The organism is Pseudonocardia sp. (assembly GCF_029263155.1).
In the GTDB taxonomy this organism is placed as follows: domain Bacteria; phylum Actinomycetota; class Actinomycetes; order Mycobacteriales; family Pseudonocardiaceae; genus Pseudonocardia.
On the sequence record NZ_JAJCYB010000067.1, the window covers coordinates 1 to 19,482 of the forward strand.

The 19,482-nt window shown below is 74.0% G+C and carries 15 protein-coding genes; 11 read left to right on the forward strand and 4 right to left on the reverse strand.

All coding sequences use genetic code 11. The annotated features are described in order from the left end of the window. Positions 1–108: 108 nt before the first annotated feature. On the reverse strand, positions 109–804 hold the full coding sequence (locus Q1K26_RS12850; RefSeq protein ID WP_300011134.1) for a hypothetical protein: 696 nt from the start codon (positions 802–804) through the stop codon (positions 109–111). Positions 805–917: 113 nt separating this feature from the next. Here Q1K26_RS12850 and Q1K26_RS12855 point away from each other — a divergent pair, with 113 nt between their 5' ends. From Q1K26_RS12855 to Q1K26_RS12885, 7 genes are all read left to right on the forward strand, one after another. Continuing rightward, positions 918–1,847, forward strand: coding sequence for a catechol 2,3-dioxygenase (locus Q1K26_RS12855; RefSeq protein WP_300011137.1), 930 nt, complete (start codon positions 918–920; stop codon positions 1,845–1,847). Further along, positions 1,844–2,773, forward strand: a complete 930-nt coding sequence (locus Q1K26_RS12860; protein ID WP_300011140.1) for a catechol 2,3-dioxygenase — start codon at positions 1,844–1,846, stop codon at positions 2,771–2,773. The genes Q1K26_RS12855 and Q1K26_RS12860 overlap by 4 nt, the downstream gene beginning before the upstream one ends. After that, positions 2,770–3,825 carry a histidine phosphatase family protein gene (locus Q1K26_RS12865; RefSeq protein WP_300011143.1) on the forward strand — a complete coding sequence of 352 codons (1,056 nt, stop codon included), beginning with the start codon at positions 2,770–2,772 and terminating at the stop codon, positions 3,823–3,825. The genes Q1K26_RS12860 and Q1K26_RS12865 overlap by 4 nt, the downstream gene beginning before the upstream one ends. A 5-nt stretch (positions 3,826–3,830) precedes the next feature. Next, entirely contained in the window at positions 3,831–4,697 is an 867-nt protein-coding gene (locus Q1K26_RS12870) for an IclR family transcriptional regulator (protein WP_300011146.1), read from the forward strand. 10 nt (positions 4,698–4,707) lie between these two features. Further along, the gene (locus Q1K26_RS12875; protein ID WP_300011150.1) at positions 4,708–8,172 is read left to right on the forward strand and encodes an indolepyruvate ferredoxin oxidoreductase family protein; all 3,465 of its coding nucleotides are present in this window, start codon (positions 4,708–4,710) and stop codon (positions 8,170–8,172) included. A 63-nt stretch (positions 8,173–8,235) separates the two neighbouring features. Further along, positions 8,236–8,463: a hypothetical protein gene (locus Q1K26_RS12880; RefSeq protein ID WP_300011153.1), complete on the forward strand. Its 228-nt coding sequence runs from the start codon at positions 8,236–8,238 to the stop codon at positions 8,461–8,463. Between the two features lie 475 nt (positions 8,464–8,938). Next, complete coding sequence (locus Q1K26_RS12885; RefSeq protein ID WP_300011156.1) at positions 8,939–9,874, forward strand: M23 family metallopeptidase; 936 nt, start codon at positions 8,939–8,941, stop codon at positions 9,872–9,874. Between the two features lie 201 nt (positions 9,875–10,075). Here the strand turns inward: Q1K26_RS12885 and sthA are convergent, their stop codons facing one another. Beyond that, positions 10,076–11,485 (reverse strand): Si-specific NAD(P)(+) transhydrogenase, encoded by a 1,410-nt coding sequence (gene sthA, locus Q1K26_RS12890; RefSeq protein ID WP_300011158.1) that lies wholly within the window; start codon positions 11,483–11,485, stop codon positions 10,076–10,078. A gap of 223 nt (positions 11,486–11,708) precedes the next feature. On the opposite strand from sthA, the gene Q1K26_RS12895 reads away from it, so the two are divergent. Further along, positions 11,709–12,734 (forward strand): DUF4192 domain-containing protein, encoded by a 1,026-nt coding sequence (locus Q1K26_RS12895; RefSeq protein WP_300011161.1) that lies wholly within the window; start codon positions 11,709–11,711, stop codon positions 12,732–12,734. Between the two features lie 14 nt (positions 12,735–12,748). Here the strand turns inward: Q1K26_RS12895 and galE are convergent, their stop codons facing one another. After that, positions 12,749–13,711, reverse strand: a complete 963-nt coding sequence (gene galE / locus Q1K26_RS12900; RefSeq protein ID WP_300011164.1) for a UDP-glucose 4-epimerase GalE — start codon at positions 13,709–13,711, stop codon at positions 12,749–12,751. A gap of 48 nt (positions 13,712–13,759) precedes the next feature. Then, positions 13,760–14,467, reverse strand: a complete 708-nt coding sequence (locus Q1K26_RS12905) for a metal-dependent transcriptional regulator (RefSeq protein WP_300011167.1) — start codon at positions 14,465–14,467, stop codon at positions 13,760–13,762. A gap of 93 nt (positions 14,468–14,560) precedes the next feature. Here Q1K26_RS12905 and Q1K26_RS12910 point away from each other — a divergent pair, with 93 nt between their 5' ends. Genes Q1K26_RS12910 through Q1K26_RS12920 form a run of 3 tightly spaced genes read left to right on the forward strand, consistent with a single transcriptional unit; the run spans position 14,561 to position 19,460 of the window. Further along, positions 14,561–15,451, forward strand: coding sequence for a sulfurtransferase (locus Q1K26_RS12910; RefSeq protein ID WP_300011205.1), 891 nt, complete (start codon positions 14,561–14,563; stop codon positions 15,449–15,451). Further along, complete coding sequence (locus Q1K26_RS12915; protein ID WP_300011170.1) at positions 15,448–16,710, forward strand: acetoin utilization protein AcuC; 1,263 nt, start codon at positions 15,448–15,450, stop codon at positions 16,708–16,710. The genes Q1K26_RS12910 and Q1K26_RS12915 overlap by 4 nt, the downstream gene beginning before the upstream one ends. A gap of 17 nt (positions 16,711–16,727) precedes the next feature. Continuing rightward, positions 16,728–19,460 carry a bifunctional GNAT family N-acetyltransferase/acetate--CoA ligase family protein gene (locus Q1K26_RS12920; RefSeq protein WP_300011173.1) on the forward strand — a complete coding sequence of 911 codons (2,733 nt, stop codon included), beginning with the start codon at positions 16,728–16,730 and terminating at the stop codon, positions 19,458–19,460. The last annotated feature ends 22 nt before the right edge of the window (positions 19,461–19,482 follow it).

Here is a 19,482-nt window from a genome sequence, read left to right on the forward strand (position 1 = left end):
CCGGCCTATCCGGGGGTGGGGGGCGCCGGTCCCCCCCCGGCCCCCCCCTCCGCCCCTGGCGCCCCCGGGGGCGGGGTGGGGCCGGGGGTGTGGGCGGGAGGGGGGCGGTCACCCGGGGGCCTTCGGCGTCCAGTCCCGGCGCCCGCCGACCGACTCCAGCAGCGCCCTGCGGATCGTGTCCGGGTCGGGGGTGGCGGCGTCGGCCGCCGCGGCGACCCCGGCGTTGTGCGGGGCGATGGCCCGGGCGAGCAGCGCCTGGGCGCGGGGGAGCCCGGCCGACGCCGCGCCCACCAGCTCGTCGACGAGCGCCTCCCGGCCGCGCACCCGCGCGCGGATCGTCTCGAAGTCACGCGCCGCCGAGGAGTGCTGCGCGGCGAGCCCGGACCCGACGTGTCCCGCGTGGTGCGGGGTGAGCCCCGAGCCGGGCTGGGCGACCACGTGGTAGACGACGGTCGTCAGCCCGAGCGCGTGCTTGACCTCGCCGTACGCCGGCCCCTCCCGCTCGTCGAGCAGGCCCAGCGACGGGGTGACGACGGGGTCGTAGAAGCGCAGCGACCAGTCGAGGCCCGGAAGCGTGCCCGGGAGCGCGACCTCCTGCCCGCGCAGCGGGCCGAGGCCCTCGCGGGTCGCGAGCAGGTGCAGGTTGCGGGCGCCGACGGCGGCCACCGTCAGCGGCCCGTCGTCGAGCAGTGGCATCCGCCCCCGCACGGCGGGCGGGAACGTGTCGGCCTGCGCGAGGTAGGCGCGGTGCAGCGCAGTGACGTACTCGGCCACGGCCGAGCGCATGTCGAGGGGATCCGTCACGACCCACCCCCGTTCTGATATCCGGAACGCGCTGCCTTCCTAGTGGAACGCTATGCGGGCTAGCGTCGAGGCGTCAAGCGAACCGGGAGCCTGCCAGTCAGGGGAAAACAGCCATGGGCATCCTCCGCCTCGCCCACATCGACGTCCGCACGCCGGACCTCGATCTCGCCACCGCCTACTACACGGAGGTCATGGGCCTGCAGCAGGTCCAGCGCACCGTGGACGCCGAGCTGGGCGACACCGTCTACTTCAAGTGCTGGGACGAGGAGGACCATCACTCGCTGCGCATGCGCTACAACCCGCGCACCGGGATGGACTCCTTCACCTTCCGCGTCGAGCACGAGGACGACCTGCACGACTTCGAGAAGAAGCTCGCCGACTACGGCGCCCAGGTCTCCCGCATCTCCAGGGGGGAGGCCGTCGGCCAGGGCGAGTCGATCCGCTTCGAGGTGCCCTCGGGGCAGATCATGGAGCTGGTCTGGGACGTCGAGAAGACCGGCAACATCCTCGGCAAGTCCAACCCGTCGCCGGTGCCGCCGCCGGACATGCCGGGCATCGCCCCGCCGCGGATGGACCACATGCTGGTCAACGCCGAGGAGGTGGGCGAGGCGGCACGGTTCTTCCAGGAGGTGCTGGGCCTGCGCCTGACCGAGCAGGTGCTCGACGGCAACGGCCACCAGATGGGTGTCTGGCTCGCCGGGCGCACCAACTCCCCGCACGACATCGCGATCGTCAACGGGCCCAACGGCGCGCTGCACCACTGGGCGTACTGGCTCGACGACTGGGACCACATCCGCAAGGCCGCCGACACGCTGGCCTACAACGGCGTGCAGATCGACCAGGGTCCGACGCGGCACGGCGTCACCCGCGGCAACACCATCTACTTCTTCGACCCGCTCGGCATCCGCAACGAGGTGTTCACCGGCGGCTACTGGGTCGACCCCGACCAGGAGATCATCACCTGGACCGAGCAGGAGTTCGGCAAGGGGCTCTTCTACTACGAGAACGTCATCAGCCAGCGCTTCCTGAGGATGCACACATGAGTGATCGGATCCTTCGCCTCCAGCACGTCGAGATCCGGGTGCCCGATCTCGAGCTGTGCACCGCCTACTACACCGAGGTCCTGGGCCTGATCGAGACCGCGCGCGACGTGCGCGACGGCGTCGACCGGGTGTTCCTCAAGTGCTGGGACGAGCACGAGCACCACTCCGTGGTCCTGCGCCAGGCCCCGACCTACGGCCTGGACCACATGGCGTTCAAGGTCGCCGAGGCGGACGACCTCGACTACTTCACCGAGAAGCTGCACGCCGTGAGCGTGCCGGTGAAGCGCTACGCCGCGCGCGAGCTGGGCCCGGGCTGGGGCGAGGCGATCCGCTTCGAGACCCCGTCGGGCCACCTCGTCGAGCTCGTCCACGGCATGGAGCGGCTGGGCAACATGCTGCCGATGACGAACCCGCCGCCCCGGCCGCAGGACCTCGTCGGCATCGCGCCGCCGCGCCTGGACCACGTGTTCGTGATGGCCGAGGACGTCGAGGCGTTCTCCGCGTTCTTCTCGGGCGTGCTGGAGTTCCGGCTCACCGAGCAGATCGTGGCCAACGACGGGCACCAGCTGGCGGCGTTCCTGGAGCGCTCGCACACACCCCACGACATCGCCGTGATCACCGGCCCGAACGGGGCGCTGCACCACTTCGCGTTCTGGATGGACGACTGGAACGGCATCCGCGACGCCGCCGACACGCTCGCCTACCACGGCGTCACGATCGACGTGGCGCCCACGCGGCACGGCGTCACCCGCGGCTACACCACCTACTTCTTCGACCCGGTCGGCAACCGCAACGAGCTGTTCACCGGCGGCTACTGGGTCGACCCCGACTTCGAGCCGATCACGTGGACGGAGGAGGAGATGGGCCGCGCCATCTTCTACTACCACCGCCAGGTCAACGAGCGCTTCTTCACGGTGCACTCGTGAGTACCCCGCACGACCCGCGCAAGCTCGACCGGTACGAGGCCCCCAACTACCTGGCCAAGTACCGGGAGCGCCAGGAGGCCAGGCCGTCGCCGGCCAACGGGAGCAACGGGGCGGGCGGCACCACCACCGTCGACGAGACCCCGCTCTACCTGCGCCGGTTCCGCGAGCGCGGCTCGGCGACGGGCGCCCCGCCCGCGGCGCTGGTCGAGCACGACGGGGCCGAGTTCACCCCCGCGCTGGCCGAGGCCACCCGCGGCAAGGAGGTCGCGGCGCCCCTGCACCGGCGGGCGAGCGAGAAGTTCGTCTGCGAGATCTCGATCATCCGGCACGGCATCACGCAGGGCTACTCCACCGACGCCGGGCTCACGCCGATGGGCGGCTGGCAGGCCCACCGGCGCGGTCACGAGCTGGCCCGGCGCTGGGACGGCGGCGACACGGTCCGGCTCGTGCACGCCGACACCAACCGTGCCCGGCAGACCGCGATCCAGCTCTACAACGGGGCGCAGGACGGCATGGCGATGTGGGGCAAGGAGATCACCCTCACCGAGCCCACGCCGATCCCGGAGCTGCGCAACTTCGGCGTCTGGACCCCCGACGGCCTGCGCGACGTCACCTCGGCGTTCCGCCAGTACCAGTCGACGATGGAGAAGCTCGAGCGGATGGCGGTCGGCGACCGGCCGCGCTGGCTCGTCGAGATCGACCGCTTCTACCGGGTGCAACTGGGTGGGGGCGACCCGATCCAGACCTGGCTGACGATCCCGCTGATGTACTTCGAGCCGCCCGCGATGTGCGTGCGCCGGTTCTGGCGCGGCTTCCACCGGCTCATCGCCGAGAACCCGGGTGACCAGCGCATCCTCGCGGCCACCCACTCCGGGCCGATGCGCGCGTTCGCCACCTGGGCCCACGGCTACGACCCGGGGGAGCCGCTCAACACCGAGGAGATCCGGGTGAAGCTGCGCGAGGGCGGCCAGACCGCCTTCGTGTCCTACCGCAACCGGGTCACCGAGGTGAACGTGCCGCCGCCGGACGAGTTCCCGGCGTGGGAGAGCTGACGCCGATGACGATCACGGATCTCGACGAGGCGATCCGGCCCGATCCTCCCGCCGACGAGCCGGGTCCTCGCGGGCGCGCCGCGAAACCGGTGGCCCTCGACGAGCCCGGCGACGGTCCCCTGCGATCGGTCTCCATCGCCATGGCCGTGCTCGGCTGCTTCGAGCGCGAGGCGGAGCTGGGGGCCACCCGCGTGGCCGCGGAGCTGGGCGTCGCGAAGAGCACGGCCTGCCGGATGCTGGCCGCGCTGGCCGCGTCCGGCATGCTCGAGCGCTCGCGCAACGGCCGCTACCGCCTGGGGCTGCGGCTGTTCGAGATCGGGCAGCTGGCCGTGGACCGGTTGATGCTGCGCGAGCTCTCCCTGCCGGTGCTGGGCGAGCTGCGGGAGGTGCTGCGGGAGACCGCGCAGCTCGCGGTGCCCGTCGGTGCCGACGTGCTCTACGTCGACCGGCTGGAGGACCGCGGCGCGGGGACCATGTTCCATACCCCGCTCTACCGACGCGGTCCGGGCCACTCGTCGAGTGCGGCCAAGGCCATCGCGGCCTACAACACCTCGATGGCCCGGGCGATCCGGGACCGCGGGTTCGTCCGTCACACCCCGTTCACGATCGTGGACCCCAGGCGCTACGAGCAGGTGCTGCGCCAGGTCCGGGTGGACGGCTACGCGGCGTCGCGCGAGGAGCACACGATGGGCATGTCGTCGATCGCCGCCCCGATCGTGCTCCGGCGTGGCGACCGTACGGTGGCGGTCGCGGCGCTCTCGGTCGTCGGCAGCACCTCGCGCGTGCTCGGAGCGCGGAAGGTCGCGGTCGTGCAGAGTGTCCGCAGGGCGGCGGCCACGGTCTCCGCGGCACTGGAGCGTTCCCAGGAGTGAGAGGTACGCGATGACCCTGCAGGACTCCGTCGGGCAGGACACCACCGGGCAGGACACCACCGGGCAGGACACCGGGCCGGTCGAGTTCGAGCTGGCCTCCCGCTACCGGGCGGGCGCCGGTCCGGTGCTGCTCACCGGGGTGCAGGCCATCGCGCGGATGCTCGTCGAGCAGCACGCCGCCGACGCCGCCGCGGGCCTGTGCACCGCGTCGTTCGTCTCCGGGTACCAGGGCAGCCCGCTCGGGGGCCTCGACCAGACCCTGGCCAGGGCCGCGGAGCTGAAGGAGAACGCCGGGCTCACGCTGGTGCCCGGCGTCAACGAGGAGCTGGCCGCCACCGCGGTCTGGGGCAGCCAGGTGGAGGTGCCGGGCCACGGCCGGACCGTCGACGGCGCCGTCGGCGTCTGGTACGGCAAGGGCCCCGGCGTCGACCGCGCGGGAGACCCGTTCCGGCACGGCAACATGTGCGGCGCCCACCCCGCCGGTGGGGTACTGGTGCTGGCCGGCGACGACCCGAGCTGCAAGTCCTCCACCATCCCCTGCATCAGCGAGCGCACCCTGGCCGGCTACGGGCTGCCGGTGCTCTACCCCGGCACCGCCGAGGAGATCGTGCGGCTGGGCCGCTACGGCGTGGCGATGTCGCGCGCGTCGGGCATGTGGGTCGGCATGAAGATCACCGCCGACGTCGCGGACGGGATCTTCACCGTCGACGGCTCCTGCGGCGACGTCGAGATCACCGTCCCCCCGCTGGAGTGGGAGGGCAGGCCCTGGGAGTACCGACAGATCCCGATGCTCGCCCCGCCCGCCTCGCTGGAGGCCGAGGCGCAGATGTACGGACCGCGCTGGGCGATGCTGCGCGCGTTCCTCGCGGCGAACCCGATCAACGCCGTCGAGGTCGACCCGCGGGAGGCCTGGCTGGGCATCGTCGCGGGCGGGAAGGCGTTCACCGACATCCGGCAGGCCCTGCGCGATCTCGGCCTCGACGACGACGGTTGCCGGCGTGCGGGCATCCGGCTGCTGCGCCTGGGCATGATCCACCCGCTGGAGCGCGACCTGCTGCGCGAGTTCGCCGCGGGCCTGGACACCGTGCTGGTGGTGGAGGAGAAGAGCGCGTTCGTCGAGTCCGCCGTGCGCGACGTGCTCTACGGCCTCCCGGACGCGCCGTCCGTGATCGGTTCGACCGACGAGGGCGGCGCGCCCCTGGTACCGGTCGCCGGGGAGCTGACCGCCCGGGCGCTCACCGGACCGCTGCGGCGGGTGCTGGGCGGGCGCGTCGACGTCCCCGCGGAGCGCCGGGAACCACCGAGGATCGACCTGCTCCCGGTCGGGCGCACCCCCTACTTCTGCAGCGGGTGCCCGCACAACCGCTCCACGGTGGTGCCCGAGGGCGCGGTCGCCGGGGGCGGGATCGGCTGCCACGCGATGGTGGCGCTGACCCACCGCCCGGCGAGCGAGGTCACGTCCATCACGCAGATGGGCGGCGAGGGCGCGCAGTGGATCGGGCAGGCGCCGTTCACCGACGCCACGCACATGTACCAGAACATGGGCGACGGCACGTTCGCGCACTCGGGGCAGATGGCCGTGCAGGCGTGCGTCGCCTCGGGCGTGTCGATCACCTACAAGCTGCTCTACAACCGGGCCGTCGCGATGACCGGCGGGCAGGACGCCGAGGCGGGCCTCGAGGTGCCCGAGATGGCGGCCAAGCTGCTGGCCGAGGGCGTCAAGAAGATCATCGTGTGTGCCGACGAACCGGAGCGCTACCGGGCGCTGGCGCCGCTCCCCGCGGGGGTCGACCTGTGGCACCGCGACCGGTTCGACGAGGCGCAGGCCGCCCTGGCCGCCGTCGAGGGGGTGTCGGTGCTGGTCTACGACCAGCGCTGCGCCGCGGAGTCGCGGCGGCTGCGCAAGCGCGGCGCCATCCCGGTCCGCCCGACCCGAGTGATCATCAACGAGGCGGTGTGCGAGGGCTGTGGCGACTGCGGGGTGAAGAGCAACTGCCTGTCGGTGCAGCCCGTCGACACCGAGTTCGGCCGCAAGACCCGCATCGACCAGACCTCCTGCAACACCGACTACTCCTGCCTCGACGGGGACTGCCCGTCGTTCGTGACGGTGGAGCTGCCACCGGGCTCCACGACGGCACCCCCGCAGCGGCGCGAGCCCCCGGCGGTCCCCGACGTGGACCGCCCGGCCGCGGGCGACCTGTTCCTGGCCGGCATCGGCGGCACCGGCATCGTCACGGTCAACCAGGTGCTCGGCTCGGCCGCGGTGCGCGACGGGCTGGCCGTGCACGGCGTCGACCAGACCGGGCTCTCGCAGAAGGCCGGACCGGTCACCTCGCACCTGCGGATCGCCGCCGACGCGGCGGCGCTCGGTCCGGCCGTCCGCGTCGGCACGGCGCGCTGCTACCTCGCCTTCGACGCGCTCGTCGGAGCCGACGGCCGCTACCTGGACTACGCCTCGCCCGAGGAGACCGTGGCCGTCGTGTCGACGAGCTCGGTGCCCACCGGCGCGATGGTGCGGGACGCCGGAGTGAGCGCCCCGTCCGCCGAGGATCTCGTGGAGCGCATCGCCGGTACCACCCGGGAGGTCGTGCGGCTCGACGCGCAGGCCGCGGCCAACGCGCTGTTCGGCGACGCGATGCCGGCGAACCTGCTGGTCGTCGGCGCCGCCTACCAGGCGGGGGCGCTGCCGGTCTCCGCGGCGGCGATCGAGTGGGCGATCGAGCTCAACGGCGTCGCGGTCGCGGTCAACACCGCGGCGTTCCGCTGGGGCCGGGTGGCCGTCGCCGATCCGGCCGCCTTCGCCGCGGCCACCGGTTCCGTGGCGGCCCCCGCCCCGCCCACCTGGGACGACCTGGGCGAGCTGGCGGGGGAGACGCGCCGGCTGACCGGGATCCGGGCCGCGCAGCTCGTCGGCTACCAGGGCGAGCGGACGGCACGGGCCTACGTCGCCGACGTGCAGGCGGCATGGCGGGCCGAGCGCGCGCTGGGGGACGACACGTCCTTCAGCGCGGCCGTCGCCCGTGGGCTGCACAAGCTGACGGCGTACAAGGACGAGTACGAGGTGGCGCGGCTGCTCACCGACCCGGCGTTCGACGCGCGGATCGCCGCCGAGGTGCCGGGCGGGCAGAAGCGGCGCTACCGGCTGCATCCGCCGATGCTCAAGGCGATGGGCCGGACGCGGAAGATCGCGTTCGGGCCGTGGATGCGCCCGGTGCTGGAGACGCTCGCCCGGGGCAAGGCGCTGCGCGGCACCGCGCTCGACCCGTTCGGCCGCACGGAGATGCGGAGGCTGGAACGGGCGCTGCGCGACGAGTACCGGGCCATGGTGCTGCGGCTCGCGGCCGGGCTGACGACGGGGAACCACGCCACCGCCGTCGCGGCGGCGCAGGCGGCCGATCTGGTGCGCGGGTACGAGGACGTCAAGCTGGCGTCGGTGCAGCGCTACCGCGCCAGGATCTCCGAGCTCGGGGTGTAACCCCGCCCGTCTCCCCGGACTCCTACCTGACACCACACCACCGGGATCCAGGGAGACACCGCCATGGCCGAGATCTACGCCTTCGACACCGACGGCAACGGCTGGACCGACGCGTACTCGATCGACGCCGACCACGACGGGTACATCGAGACCTACGCCTACGACACCGACGAGAACGGCTACATCGACGCCGTCGAGTCCGACACCGACCTGGACGGCTACATCGACACCGTCGCCTTCGACCACGACGAGGACGGTGTCGTCGACGAGGTGCTGGTCGGCGCGTTCTGAACCTGCGCCACCCACGGCGGCGGTCCCGGGAACCCGGGGCCGCCGCCGTCGCGTGTCCCGACTTGACGGTGGGCCCGCCGGTGTCCCCGCACGCCCGGCGGCCGCCGCCCGGCGCACGAACGGCGGTGGGCGTCCGGACCGGCTGCTCCGTTCGCCGGTACCCCCGTCCCGCCGGCCGCCCGTGAACGGTCCCGTCGGCAGGAGAACCGGGGGACGGGCCGTGACCCTGCGGTGAACGGCACGTGGCCCGCTCGGCGTGCCGCCCGCGACACGCCGCCGTGGCCGCTCGGCGCCCGAGCGCGCCCGGTGACCTCAGCCCGCGCTGCGGAGGGGTTGCCCGGGCCCGCGTGCCGGTTAGCGTCGTCCGCGGATCGATAACGACCCGGTCACGACCGGACACGGACCGCCTCCCCAGCGGCCCGCCCCGCCCCCCGACGGGACGTCCACCGGGCTCGGAGATCCGGAAGGAAAGGTTGTGGCACGGCACCGCTCCCCCCAGGGCCGGCGCGCACACCTCGGGCTCCCGCTGTCGCCCTCCCCGGCGGCGGCGGGAGCCGGTGGCGCGTACCGGATCCCCGCGTCCCCGCAGCTCACGTCGTCCCCGCAGCTCATGTCGTCGCTGCCGGTCCGCTTCGTCGCGACGGCCATCGCGGGCAGCGCGCTCGCCGCGGCCGGGCAGCTGGCCCTGACCTCGGCCCTGCCCGCCGCGGTCGAGGGCGCCAACGTGCTCCGCATCGGGGTCGGCGAGCTGCTCGCCCCCGGCGCCGCCGCGGCGGCGACCCCCGCGTCGCCCGCGGCCGAACCGGTGGCCGCCCCCACTCCCGCGCTCACCCCGGTGTCCCCGGAGCTGCCGGTCATCGGTGGCGCCGACCTGGCCACCGCCGAGCTGGCCAAGGCGGCCGACCTGGACCGGCTGGCCGCCGAGCAGGCCGCCCGCGCGGCGGAGCAGACCCGCATCGCCGAGGAGGCGGCCGCCGCCGAGGCCGCCCGCGCCGTGGAGGCCGCCGCGACGACGTCGGTGGCCGGTGGCGTGCAGATGCTCGTCGGGCGGATCACGTCGGGCTTCGGCGCCCGCTGGGGGACCTCCCACCAGGGGCTCGACATCGCCGCACCGATCGGCACGCCGATCCGGGTCCCGTTGGACGGCACCGTGATCGACTCCGGTCCGGCGAGCGGCTTCGGTCAGTGGGTCCGCGTCGAGCACTCCGATGGCACGATCACCGTGTACGGCCACATCAGCCGCTCCCTGGTGTCCGTCGGCGAGCGCGTGTCGGCGGGCGAGATGATCGCCGAGGTCGGCAACGAGGGCCGCTCCACCGGTCCCCACCTGCACTTCGAGGTCGTCACCCCGGGCGGCACCAAGATCAACCCTCGCCCGTGGCTGGACGAGCGGGGCATCGGCCTCACCTGACACCGGCACCCGCGCTGCGTCGCGGGTGTCTCGTGTGCCTGCCGGCAGCTCGCCGCCCGGCTTCGCGCGCCCGCGGGTCTCTCGCGTGCTGCCGGCAGCGCGCGAGCCCCGGTCTCGTGCGCGGAACCTCTGTCGGCGAGTTCCGTGCGCCACCCGGCGTGGGCCCGCGCTCCCGGGCCTGTCGCGGCCCACGTGGGCCGATCAGGCGCCGCCGAACGCCTCCAGCGCCCGGATCTTGTTCGTGACGTCCAGTGCGGCCACCTTGTAGGCCTCCGACAGGGTCGGGTAGTTGAGCACCGTGTCGACCAGGTAGTCGACGGTGCCGCCGCAGCCCATGATCGCCTGCCCGATGTGCACGAGGTCGGTGGCGCCGGAGCCGAACACGTGCACGCCGAGCAGGGTGCGGTCCTGCGTCGACACGAGCAGCTTGAGCATCCCGTAGGAGTCGCCGACGATCGCGCCGCGGGCCAGTTCCCGGTAGCGCGACACCCCGACCTCGTAGGGGACCGACCCCGCCGTCAGCTCCTGCTCGGTCTTCCCGCAGTAGGAGATCTCCGGGACCGTGTAGATCCCGATGGGCTGCAGTTCCTGCAGCTCACGCACCGGCTCCCCGAAGGCGTGACAGGCGGCGAGCCGCCCCTGGTCCATGCTCGTCGCGGCGAGCGCGGGGAAGCCGATGACGTCGCCGACGGCGAAGATGTGCGGCACCGCCGTGCGGTACCGGCCGTCCACGGTGATCCGGCCGCGCTGGTCGGCGGCGAGCCCGGCCCGCTCCAGGTCCAGCTCGTCGGTGACGCCCTGGCGGCCCGCGGAGTACATCACCGTGTCGGCGGCGATGCGCTTGCCGCTGGCGAGGCTCGTGACGGTGCCCTTCGCGGTGATCTCGACCTTCTCCACCTCCTCGCCGAAGCGGAAGGTGACGGCCTGGTCGCGCAGGTGGAACTTGAGCGACTCGACGACCTCGGGATCGCAGAAGTCGAGCATCTGCGGGCGCTTCTCGACGACGGTGACGCGGGTGCCGAGCGCGGCGAACATCGACGCGTACTCGATGCCGATGACGCCCGCGCCGACCACGACCATCGACCCGGGCACGCGCCTCATGTTCAGCACGCCGTCGGAGTCCATGACGTGGTCGTCGTCGAACTCCACCTCGGCCGGGCGGGCCGGCCGGGTGCCGGTGGCGATGACGATGTTCTCGGCGCTGACGGTGTTGTGGTCGCCGCGGGTCTCACCCTGCACGGTGACGGTGTGCGGGTCCTCGAACCGCGCGGTGCCGCCGAGCAGGTCGACGTGGTTGCGCATGAGCTGGTTGCGGATCACCTCGACCTCGCGGCCGACGACGTGCTGGGTGCGGGCCAGCAGGTCGGAGATCGTGATCTCGGACTTGACGCGGTAGCTCGCGCCGTACATGTCGCGCTGCGCGAACCCGGTGAGGTAGAGCACCGCCTCGCGCAGCGTCTTGGACGGGATCGTGCCGGTGTTGACGCAGACCCCGCCCATCATGTGCCGCCGTTCGGCCACGCACACGCGCTTGCCGAGCTTCGCGGCCGCGATCGCGGCCTTCTGCCCGCCCGGTCCGGAACCGATCACCAGCAGGTCGTAGTCGTACACACGCCACCCCTCGTCTCGCGTCTCGCCGGTCAGCGTTGCGGCCGGGCGACCCGCCAGCAAGCGCGGCAGGTTAACAGTGGGCGACGACAGTCCCGCGACGCCGCGGCCCGGATGTCCACAACCCGCCGGTAGACCGGGCGTCCGCCCGGATCCGGCGTGGCTGTCCACGGCCGTTCGGGGTAGCCACTGGCCCCGCTGCGCAGCGCCACCCCACTCTCGGGCCATGACCTCCACGGACCTTCCCGCCCCGTCCACCGTCCTGCGCATGTCCGACCTCGGCGAGCTGATCGCGTCGGTTCCGGTGCTGATCGGGTTCCGCCCCTGCGAGTCGCTGGTGCTGATCGCGCTGGGCGGTGCCTCCCGGCGGCGGATCGGGCTCACCCTCCGGATCGACCTGCCGCCACCGGAGCACGTCCACGACATCGCGGCCCACGCCGTCGCCTGCCTGCAGGCCGACGACGTCGACGGTGCGGTCGTGGTGGTGTTCGGCGCGGCCGGGGGGACCGGTCCGGCGCGCCCGGACGTGGCGGCCGCGGCCGTCGCCGCGCTGGAGGACCAGGGCATCCGGGTACATGCCGCCGCCTGGGCCGAGCGCGCGGAGGCGGGACGGCGGTGGGCGTGCTTCGACGCGTGCGGGTGCGGCGGCCTGCTGCCCGACCCGGCCGCCACCGAGGCCGCGGCGACCGCCGTCGTCGAGGGCAAGGTCGTGCGTACCGACCGCGAGGCGTTGCGCGCGCTGGTCGAACCGGTCGACGCCACGACGATCCGGCGGCGGGAGCGGCGGGTGATCGAGGCGGCCGACGAGGCGCTCGCCGCACCGGAGCCCGGCGTCGACGGCGACGCGATCCATCTCGCCGTGGTGCGGGCCGCGCTGGCCGACACCGCCACCGGCCGCCTGGAGCTCGACGACGAGCGGGCCGTCGCGCTGGCCGTGGCGCTGGCGCGGCCCGCCGTGCGCGACGCCGCGCTGGCGATGTCGGATCCCGACTCCCCGGACGGCGGCGCCGCCGAGACGCTGTGGGCCGCGCTGTGCCGCGAGCTGCCCGACCCGGAGGCGGCCGAGGCCGCGGCGCTGCTGGCCGCATCGGCGCTGATGCGTGGCGACGGTGCGCTGGCCAACGTGGCACTCGACCGGGCCGAGCACAGCTGGCCGGGCCACCGGCTCACGGGCCTGCTCCGCTCGGTCGCCACGTGCGGGATGCGCCCGTCGCAGCTGCGGGCGTGCCTGCTCGACGGGCCCGGGTCGTGACCGGCCGGCCGGGATCAGACGGGGAGCCGGTCCTTCGCGAAGCGCCAGGCGTCGGCCATGATCCCCACGATGTCGGTGCGCTCGGGGCGCCAGCCCAGCGCCGCGGTGGCGGCGGCGCTGGAGGCCACCAGCACCGCCGGGTCGCCGTCGCGGCGGGCGGCGCTCACCGCCGGAATGGGGTGCCCGGTCACCGCACGGCAGGCCTCGATCACCTCACGCACGGAGAACCCGGCGCCGCACCCGAGGTTGTACACCGCGTGCCGGCCGGCCACCGAGTGCTGCAGGGCGAGCAGGTGCGCCGTGGCGAGGTCGTCCACGTGGATGTAGTCGCGCACGCAGGTGCCGTCCGGCGTCGGCCAGTCCTCGCCGAAGACCTGCACGGAGTCCCGCAGGCCGGCGGCCACCTGCAGCACGATCGGGATCAGGTGGGTCTCGGTGGTGTGGCGCTCGCCGTAGCGTCCGTGGGCCCCGGCCACGTTGAAGTAGCGCAGGCTGGTGGCGGCGAGGCCGTGCGCGGTGCAGTACGAGGAGATCGCGTGGTCGATGGCCAGCTTGCTCGCGCCGTACGGGTTGGTGGGCCGGGTGGGGGCGTCCTCGCGGATCGGCATCTCCGCGGGCTCGCCGTAGGTGGCGGCCGTCGAGGAGAACACCAGGCGCGGCGTGCCGTGGGCCCGCATGGCCTCCAGCAGCCGCAGCGACGCCACCACGTTGCCGTTCCAGTACCGCTCCGGGTGCTGCACCGACTCGCCCACCAGCGAGCGTGCGGCGAAGTGCAGCACGCCGTCGAAGCCCTCGGCGAGCAGGTCGCCCGCCGCGGCCCCCAGCTCGCCCTCCATGAAGCGGGCCCCGTCGGGCACGGCGTCGCGGTGCCCGGTGGACAGGTCGTCGAGCACCGTCACGTCGTGCCCGGCGTCCACCAGGCGCGCGCCGCACACGCTGCCGACGTAGCCTGCCCCGCCGGTCACGAGCAACTTCACGGGAATCCTCCTCGAACCTCGGTGGAGGACCACCGTGTCAGAAGGACCTCAGCGGGCGCGCACCAGTACGGCGTGGGCGATCAGCGGAGCCACCGAGGAGCCCTCGCCGCTGGAGGTGACCGGCACCGCATCCCCGAAGCGGGAGATGGCATGCACCTGCACGTCGTGGCCCGGCACGATGCCCGATCCCTTGAGCTCGGTCATGAGCTCGGTGTCCATCTGCACGTGCTCGGCGATCCGGCGCACCTCCACGGTGCCGCCACCGCGGCGCGCGAACTCGTCGAGCCGCTGCAGGCCCACCTCGAGCGTGGGCGGCGCGCCGGGCGCCTCGCGCTGCTCGGCCAGCTCCGCGAGCCCGGGAATCGGGTTGCCGTAGGGCGAGATGGTCGGGTTGTCGAGCAGGGCCACGAGCTTGCGCTCCACGGCGTCGCTCATGACGTGCTCCCACCGGCACGCCTCGGCGTGCACAAGTTCCCACTCCAGCCCGATCACGTCGATCAGCAGCCGCTCGGCCAGGCGGTGCTTGCGCATCACCGACACGGCGCGCGAGCGCCCGGCGTCGGTGAGCTCCAGGTGGCGGTCGCCGGCCACCACCACCAGGCCGTCCCGCTCCATGCGGGCCACGGTCTGGCTCACGGTCGGTCCGCTCTGCCCCAGCCGCTCGGCGATCCGTGCCCGCAGGGGCACGACGCCTTCCTCTTCCAGCTCGTAGATCGTGCGGAGGTACATCTCGGTGGTATCGATGAGCTCGTTCACGCTCGCCGCCCCTTCGTCGTCGTCCATCCTATCCGCCCAACGCATCGACGGGCGTCCGGCATCCCGGGCAGGATGTGCCCCGTGCCTGCGCTTCTGAGTCCGTTGATCTCCCCGGCCGATCTGGCCGCGCTGCTCGCCGGACGACCCGGACCCGACATACCGGTCGTGCTCGACGTCGCGGGCGCCCTGCCCGGCGCACGCACGCGGGCCGACCACCACGCCGGGCACGTCCCGGGCGCCGCACCCCTCGGTCTCGACGAGGATCTCGCGTCCCGTCCGGGGGCCCTGGGCCGCCACCCCCTGCCCGAGGCGGACCGGTTGCAGGCCGCGCTGCGCCGGGCCGGGGTCCGGCCCGGCGCCCCCGTCGTCGCCTACGACCGGGGCAACGGCTCGGTCGCGGCCCGCGCGTGGTGGCTGCTGCGCTGGGCCGGGCACCCTGCCGACCGGGTCGCCGTGCTCGACGGCGGTTGGGAGGCCTGGGTGGGTGCGGGCCTGCCCGCCACGGCCGAGCCCTCGGCCCCCGTGCCCGGTGACATCGAGGTGCGCCCCGGCGGGATGCCGGTTCTCGACGCCGACGCGGCGGCGGGCGTCGTCGAGGCCGGCGGCGTGCTGATGGATGCCCGGGTCGGCCCGCGGTTCCGCGGGGAGACCGAGCCGCTGGACCCCGTCGCCGGCCACATCCCCGGCGCGGTCAACGCACCCGCGGCCGACCTCGTGGGGCCCGACGGGCGCTGGCTCTCCGCCGCAGCACTGGCCGAACGGCTCGGCGCGCTGGGGATCCGCGGAGGCGAAGCGGTGGGTGCCTACTGCGGGTCCGGGGTCAACGCCGCCGCTCTGGTGCTGGCGGCCGAGTTCGCAGGTGTGCGCACACCCGCCGAGCCCGTGCCGCTCTACGTCGGATCCTGGTCGAACTGGTGTGCCGACCCGGCGCGGCCGGTCGCGACGGGCCCGGCCGACCCCGATCGCCTACGGTCGCGCCCATGAGCGAGCGTGCGAGCGAACCATCGGCGCCGAGCACCGCAGCGGGCAGCACCGCAGAGAGCAGCACCGCAGAGGGCGGGCGAGGGAGCGGGAGCGCCCGCACGGAGGTGATCTGGACCCCGGACTTCCTGAGCTACCAGCTCTCCGACGACCACCCGCTCAATCCCGTCCGACTCGACCTCACGATGCGCCTGGCCACCCAGCTCGGGGTCCTCGACGGCGTCGACACGGTCGTCCCGGAGCCGGCGACCGACGAGGACCTGTTGCGGGTGCACGTCCCGTCCTACCTCACGGCCGTGCGCAGCGCGCCGCACGAACCGTTCGGGGTCGGCCACGGCCTCGGCACCGACGACAACCCGATCTTCATGGGGATGCACGAGGCCAGCGCGCTGATCGCGGGTGGATCGATCGCGGCGGCACGGGCTCTGGTCGAGGGGCGCGCCGACCGGGCCGTCAACATCGCGGGCGGGCTGCATCACGCGATGGCCGACCGGGCCGCCGGGTTCTGCGTCTACAACGACTGTTCGATCGCCATCGCCTGGCTGCTGGAGCACGGCGTCGAGCGCATCGCCTACGTCGACGTCGACGTCCACCACGGCGACGGGGTCCAGGCCGCGTTCTACGACGACCCCCGGGTCCTCACGGTGTCGATGCACCAGCACCCGCTCACGCTCTGGCCGGGCACCGGCTGGCCGGGGGAGTACGGCACCGGCAACGGAGCGGGCCATGCGGTGAACGTGCCGCTGCCCCCGGGCACCGGTGACGCGGGGTGGCGCCGGGCGTTCGACGCGGTGGTGCCGTCGCTGCTGGAGTCGTTCCGGCCGCAGGTGATCGTCACCGAGTGCGGGGCCGACACCCATGCCGAGGACCCGCTCGCGAACCTGGAGCTGTCCATCGACGGGCAGCGCGCGATCTACCACACGCTGCGCGACCAGGTGGCCCGCTGCGAGGCGAAGTGGCTGGTCCTCGGCGGCGGCGGGTACTCGCTGTTCCGGGTCGTGCCGCGGTCGTGGACCCACCTGCTCGCCACGGCGCTGGACCGCGACGTCGACCCCGCCCGGCCGCTCCCGGCCGACTGGATCGCGCACACCGCGGGCCTGACCCACCGCCCCCTGCCCACGGCGATGACCGACGGCCAGGACCCCGCGTTCGCCCCGTGGCGCGACGGCGGCCATGCCGACCGGGTGGACGGGGCGATCATGGAGGTCCGCCGGGCGGTCTTCCCGATGCACGGTCTCGACCCCGACGATCCGCGAGACTGAGCAGAGGACGAGCCTCCATGACCCGCTCCCCGGCGCCTCCCACCTCCCCCGACGCACCGCCCGTGCCCGCCGATCCCGGTTACCCGCGGCACTGGGAGGCCGACGTGGTCGCCTCCGACGGCGGCATCGTGCACCTGCGCCCGATCCTGCCCTCGGATGGCGACGCCCTCCTGCGGTTCCACGAGGGCCTCTCCGAGCGCACCCGCTACCTGCGCTTCTTCGGGCCCTACCCCCGGATCCCGCCGCGCGACCTGGTGCGGTTCACCACGGTCGACCACCGTGCGCGGGTGGCGTTCATCTGCCTGCTCGGCGACGAGATCATCGCCGTCGGCCGCTACGAGGGCCTGCCGGGTGACGGCGGCCCGGGCGGCACCGCGGGCACCGCGGACATCGACTCGGCCGAGGTCGCGTTCGTCGCCCGCGACGAGCACCAGGGCCGCGGCCTGGGATCGATCCTGCTCGAACACCTCGCCGCGGCGGCGCGGGAGAACGGGCTGCGCCGCTTCGAGGCCGAGGTGCTGGTGGAGAACCACGCCATGGTGCGGGTGTTCCGGCAGGCCGGCTACCAGGTCAGCCGCGCGTTCGCCGACGGCGTGCTGCACCTGGAGTTCGACATCGACCCCACCGAGAAGTCGGTGGCCGTGCGCGACTCCCGGGAACAGCGGGCGGAGGCCCGCAGCGTGCACAACGCGCTGCACCCCACGTCGGTGGCCGTGATCGGTGCGTCGGCCGATCAGTCCAAGATCGGCCACGCGGTGCTGTCCAACCTGCTGCGCGGCAACTTCACCGGGCCGGTCTACCCCGTCAACCCCGAGGCGCGCTCGGTCCGCGGGGTGCGGGCGTACCCCTCGGTCACCGACATCCCCGACGACGTCGACCTCGCCGTGGTGGCGATCCCGGCCGCCGGCGTCGACGAGGTGATGGACTCCTGCCTGGAGAAGGGGGTCAAGGCCCTGGTGGTGGTGAGTGCCGGGTTCGCCGAGACCGGCGCCGACGGGTCGGGTGCGCAGCGCCGCCTCGTCGAGGAGGCCCGCGCCCACGGCATGCGGGTGATCGGGCCCAACGCGCTCGGGATCGCCAACACCGCCGCCGACGTGCGGCTCAACGCCACGCTGGCGCCCCGGTTGCCCGACCGCGGGCGGGTCGGCTTCTTCAGCCAGTCCGGCGCGCTGGGCATCGCCATCCTCGCCGCCGCGGCCGAGCGCGGGCTCGGCCTGTCCACGTTCGTCTCGGCGGGCAACCGCGCCGACCTGTCGGGCAACGACCTGCTGCAGTACTGGCAGACCGACCCGGCCACCGACGTCGTGCTGCTCTACCTGGAGACGTTCGGCAACCCGCGCAAGTTCGCGCGCCTCGCGCGGCGGCTGGCGCGCACCAAACCGATCGTGGCGGTCAAGAGCGGCCGCCACTCCGGCAACGCCCCGGCCCACGCCGCGGTCTCGACCCCGATCGACGAGGCGAGCGTCCGGGTCCTGTTCGAGCAGGCCGGCGTCCTCCGCGTCGACACGCTCGCCGAGCTGTTCGACACCGCGCTGCTGCTGGCCTACCAGCCGCTGCCCGAGGGAGCCCGGGTGGCGGTGGTCGGCAACTCCACCGCGCTCGGCCTGCTGGTCACCGACGGGCTGCTCGACGAGGGGCTGGAGCCTGCCGGGGACCCGGTCGACGTCGGTGCGGCGGCCACCCCGGACGAGTTCGCGGCGGCGGTACGCACCGCCATCCAACCGAGACCCGAGGACGGCACGGACTGCCACGCGCTGGTGGCGGTGTTCGTGCCCCCGATCGCCACGCCCGGTGCCGAGTACGCGCGCGCCCTGCGGGAGGCCGTGGCGGGTTCCGGGGTGCCCGTCGTGGCGGTGTTCCTGGCCGTGGAAGGGGTGCCGGCCGAGCTGGCCATGCCCGGCGAGGACGGCTCGCCCGGCCCGGGTTCGGTGCCGAGCTTCCCCAGCCCGGAGCGGGCGGTGGCAGCGTTGAGCCGGGTCGTGCGCTACGCCCGGTGGCGGGCGGCGCCGGAGGGGGAGTTCGTGGTCCCCACGGGGATCGACACCGAGCGGGCCCGCGCGCTGGTCGCCGCGGCCGGTCCCGGGGCTCTCGACGACGACGCCGCCGCCCGGCTGCTGGACTGCTACGGGATCACGCTCACCGAGTTCCGCCGGGTGCGGGGCGCCGATGCGGCCGTCGAGGCCGCCGACGCGCTCGGCTACCCCGTGGCGATCAAGGCCGTGGGGGAGCAGTGGCGCCATCGCACCGACTTCGTCGGGGTCCGGCTCGACCTCGGCGCCGCCACCGGGGTGATGCGCGCCGTGGGCGACCTGGCCGCGCTCACCGGCGACGACGAGTTGTACGTGCAGCGCATGGCGCCCAAGGGGCTGTCGTGCGTGCTGCAGGTCGTCGACGACCCGTCGTTCGGGTCGCTGCTGTCGTTCGGGCTGTCCGGGGTGGCCACCGAGCTGCTCGGGGACCGCGCGTTCCGCGCGGTCCCCGTGTCCGACGTCGACGCGGCCGCACTCGTCCGGGCCCCCCGCGCCGCGCCGTTGCTCGTCGGCTACAGCGGCAGCGAACCGGCCCGGCTGGACGCCCTGGAGGACCTGGTCCTCCGGCTCGGCCGGATGGTCGAGGACCTCCCCGAGCTGCGGTCGCTGGCGCTGGACCCGGTGCTGGCGTCGGCCGAGGGTGCCTTCGTCACCGGGGTCCGCGTCGTGCTCGGACCGCCCCCCACCCGCCACGACGGGGGGCCTCGGCGGCTGCGGTGAGGGCGCAGCGACGAGGGCTCAG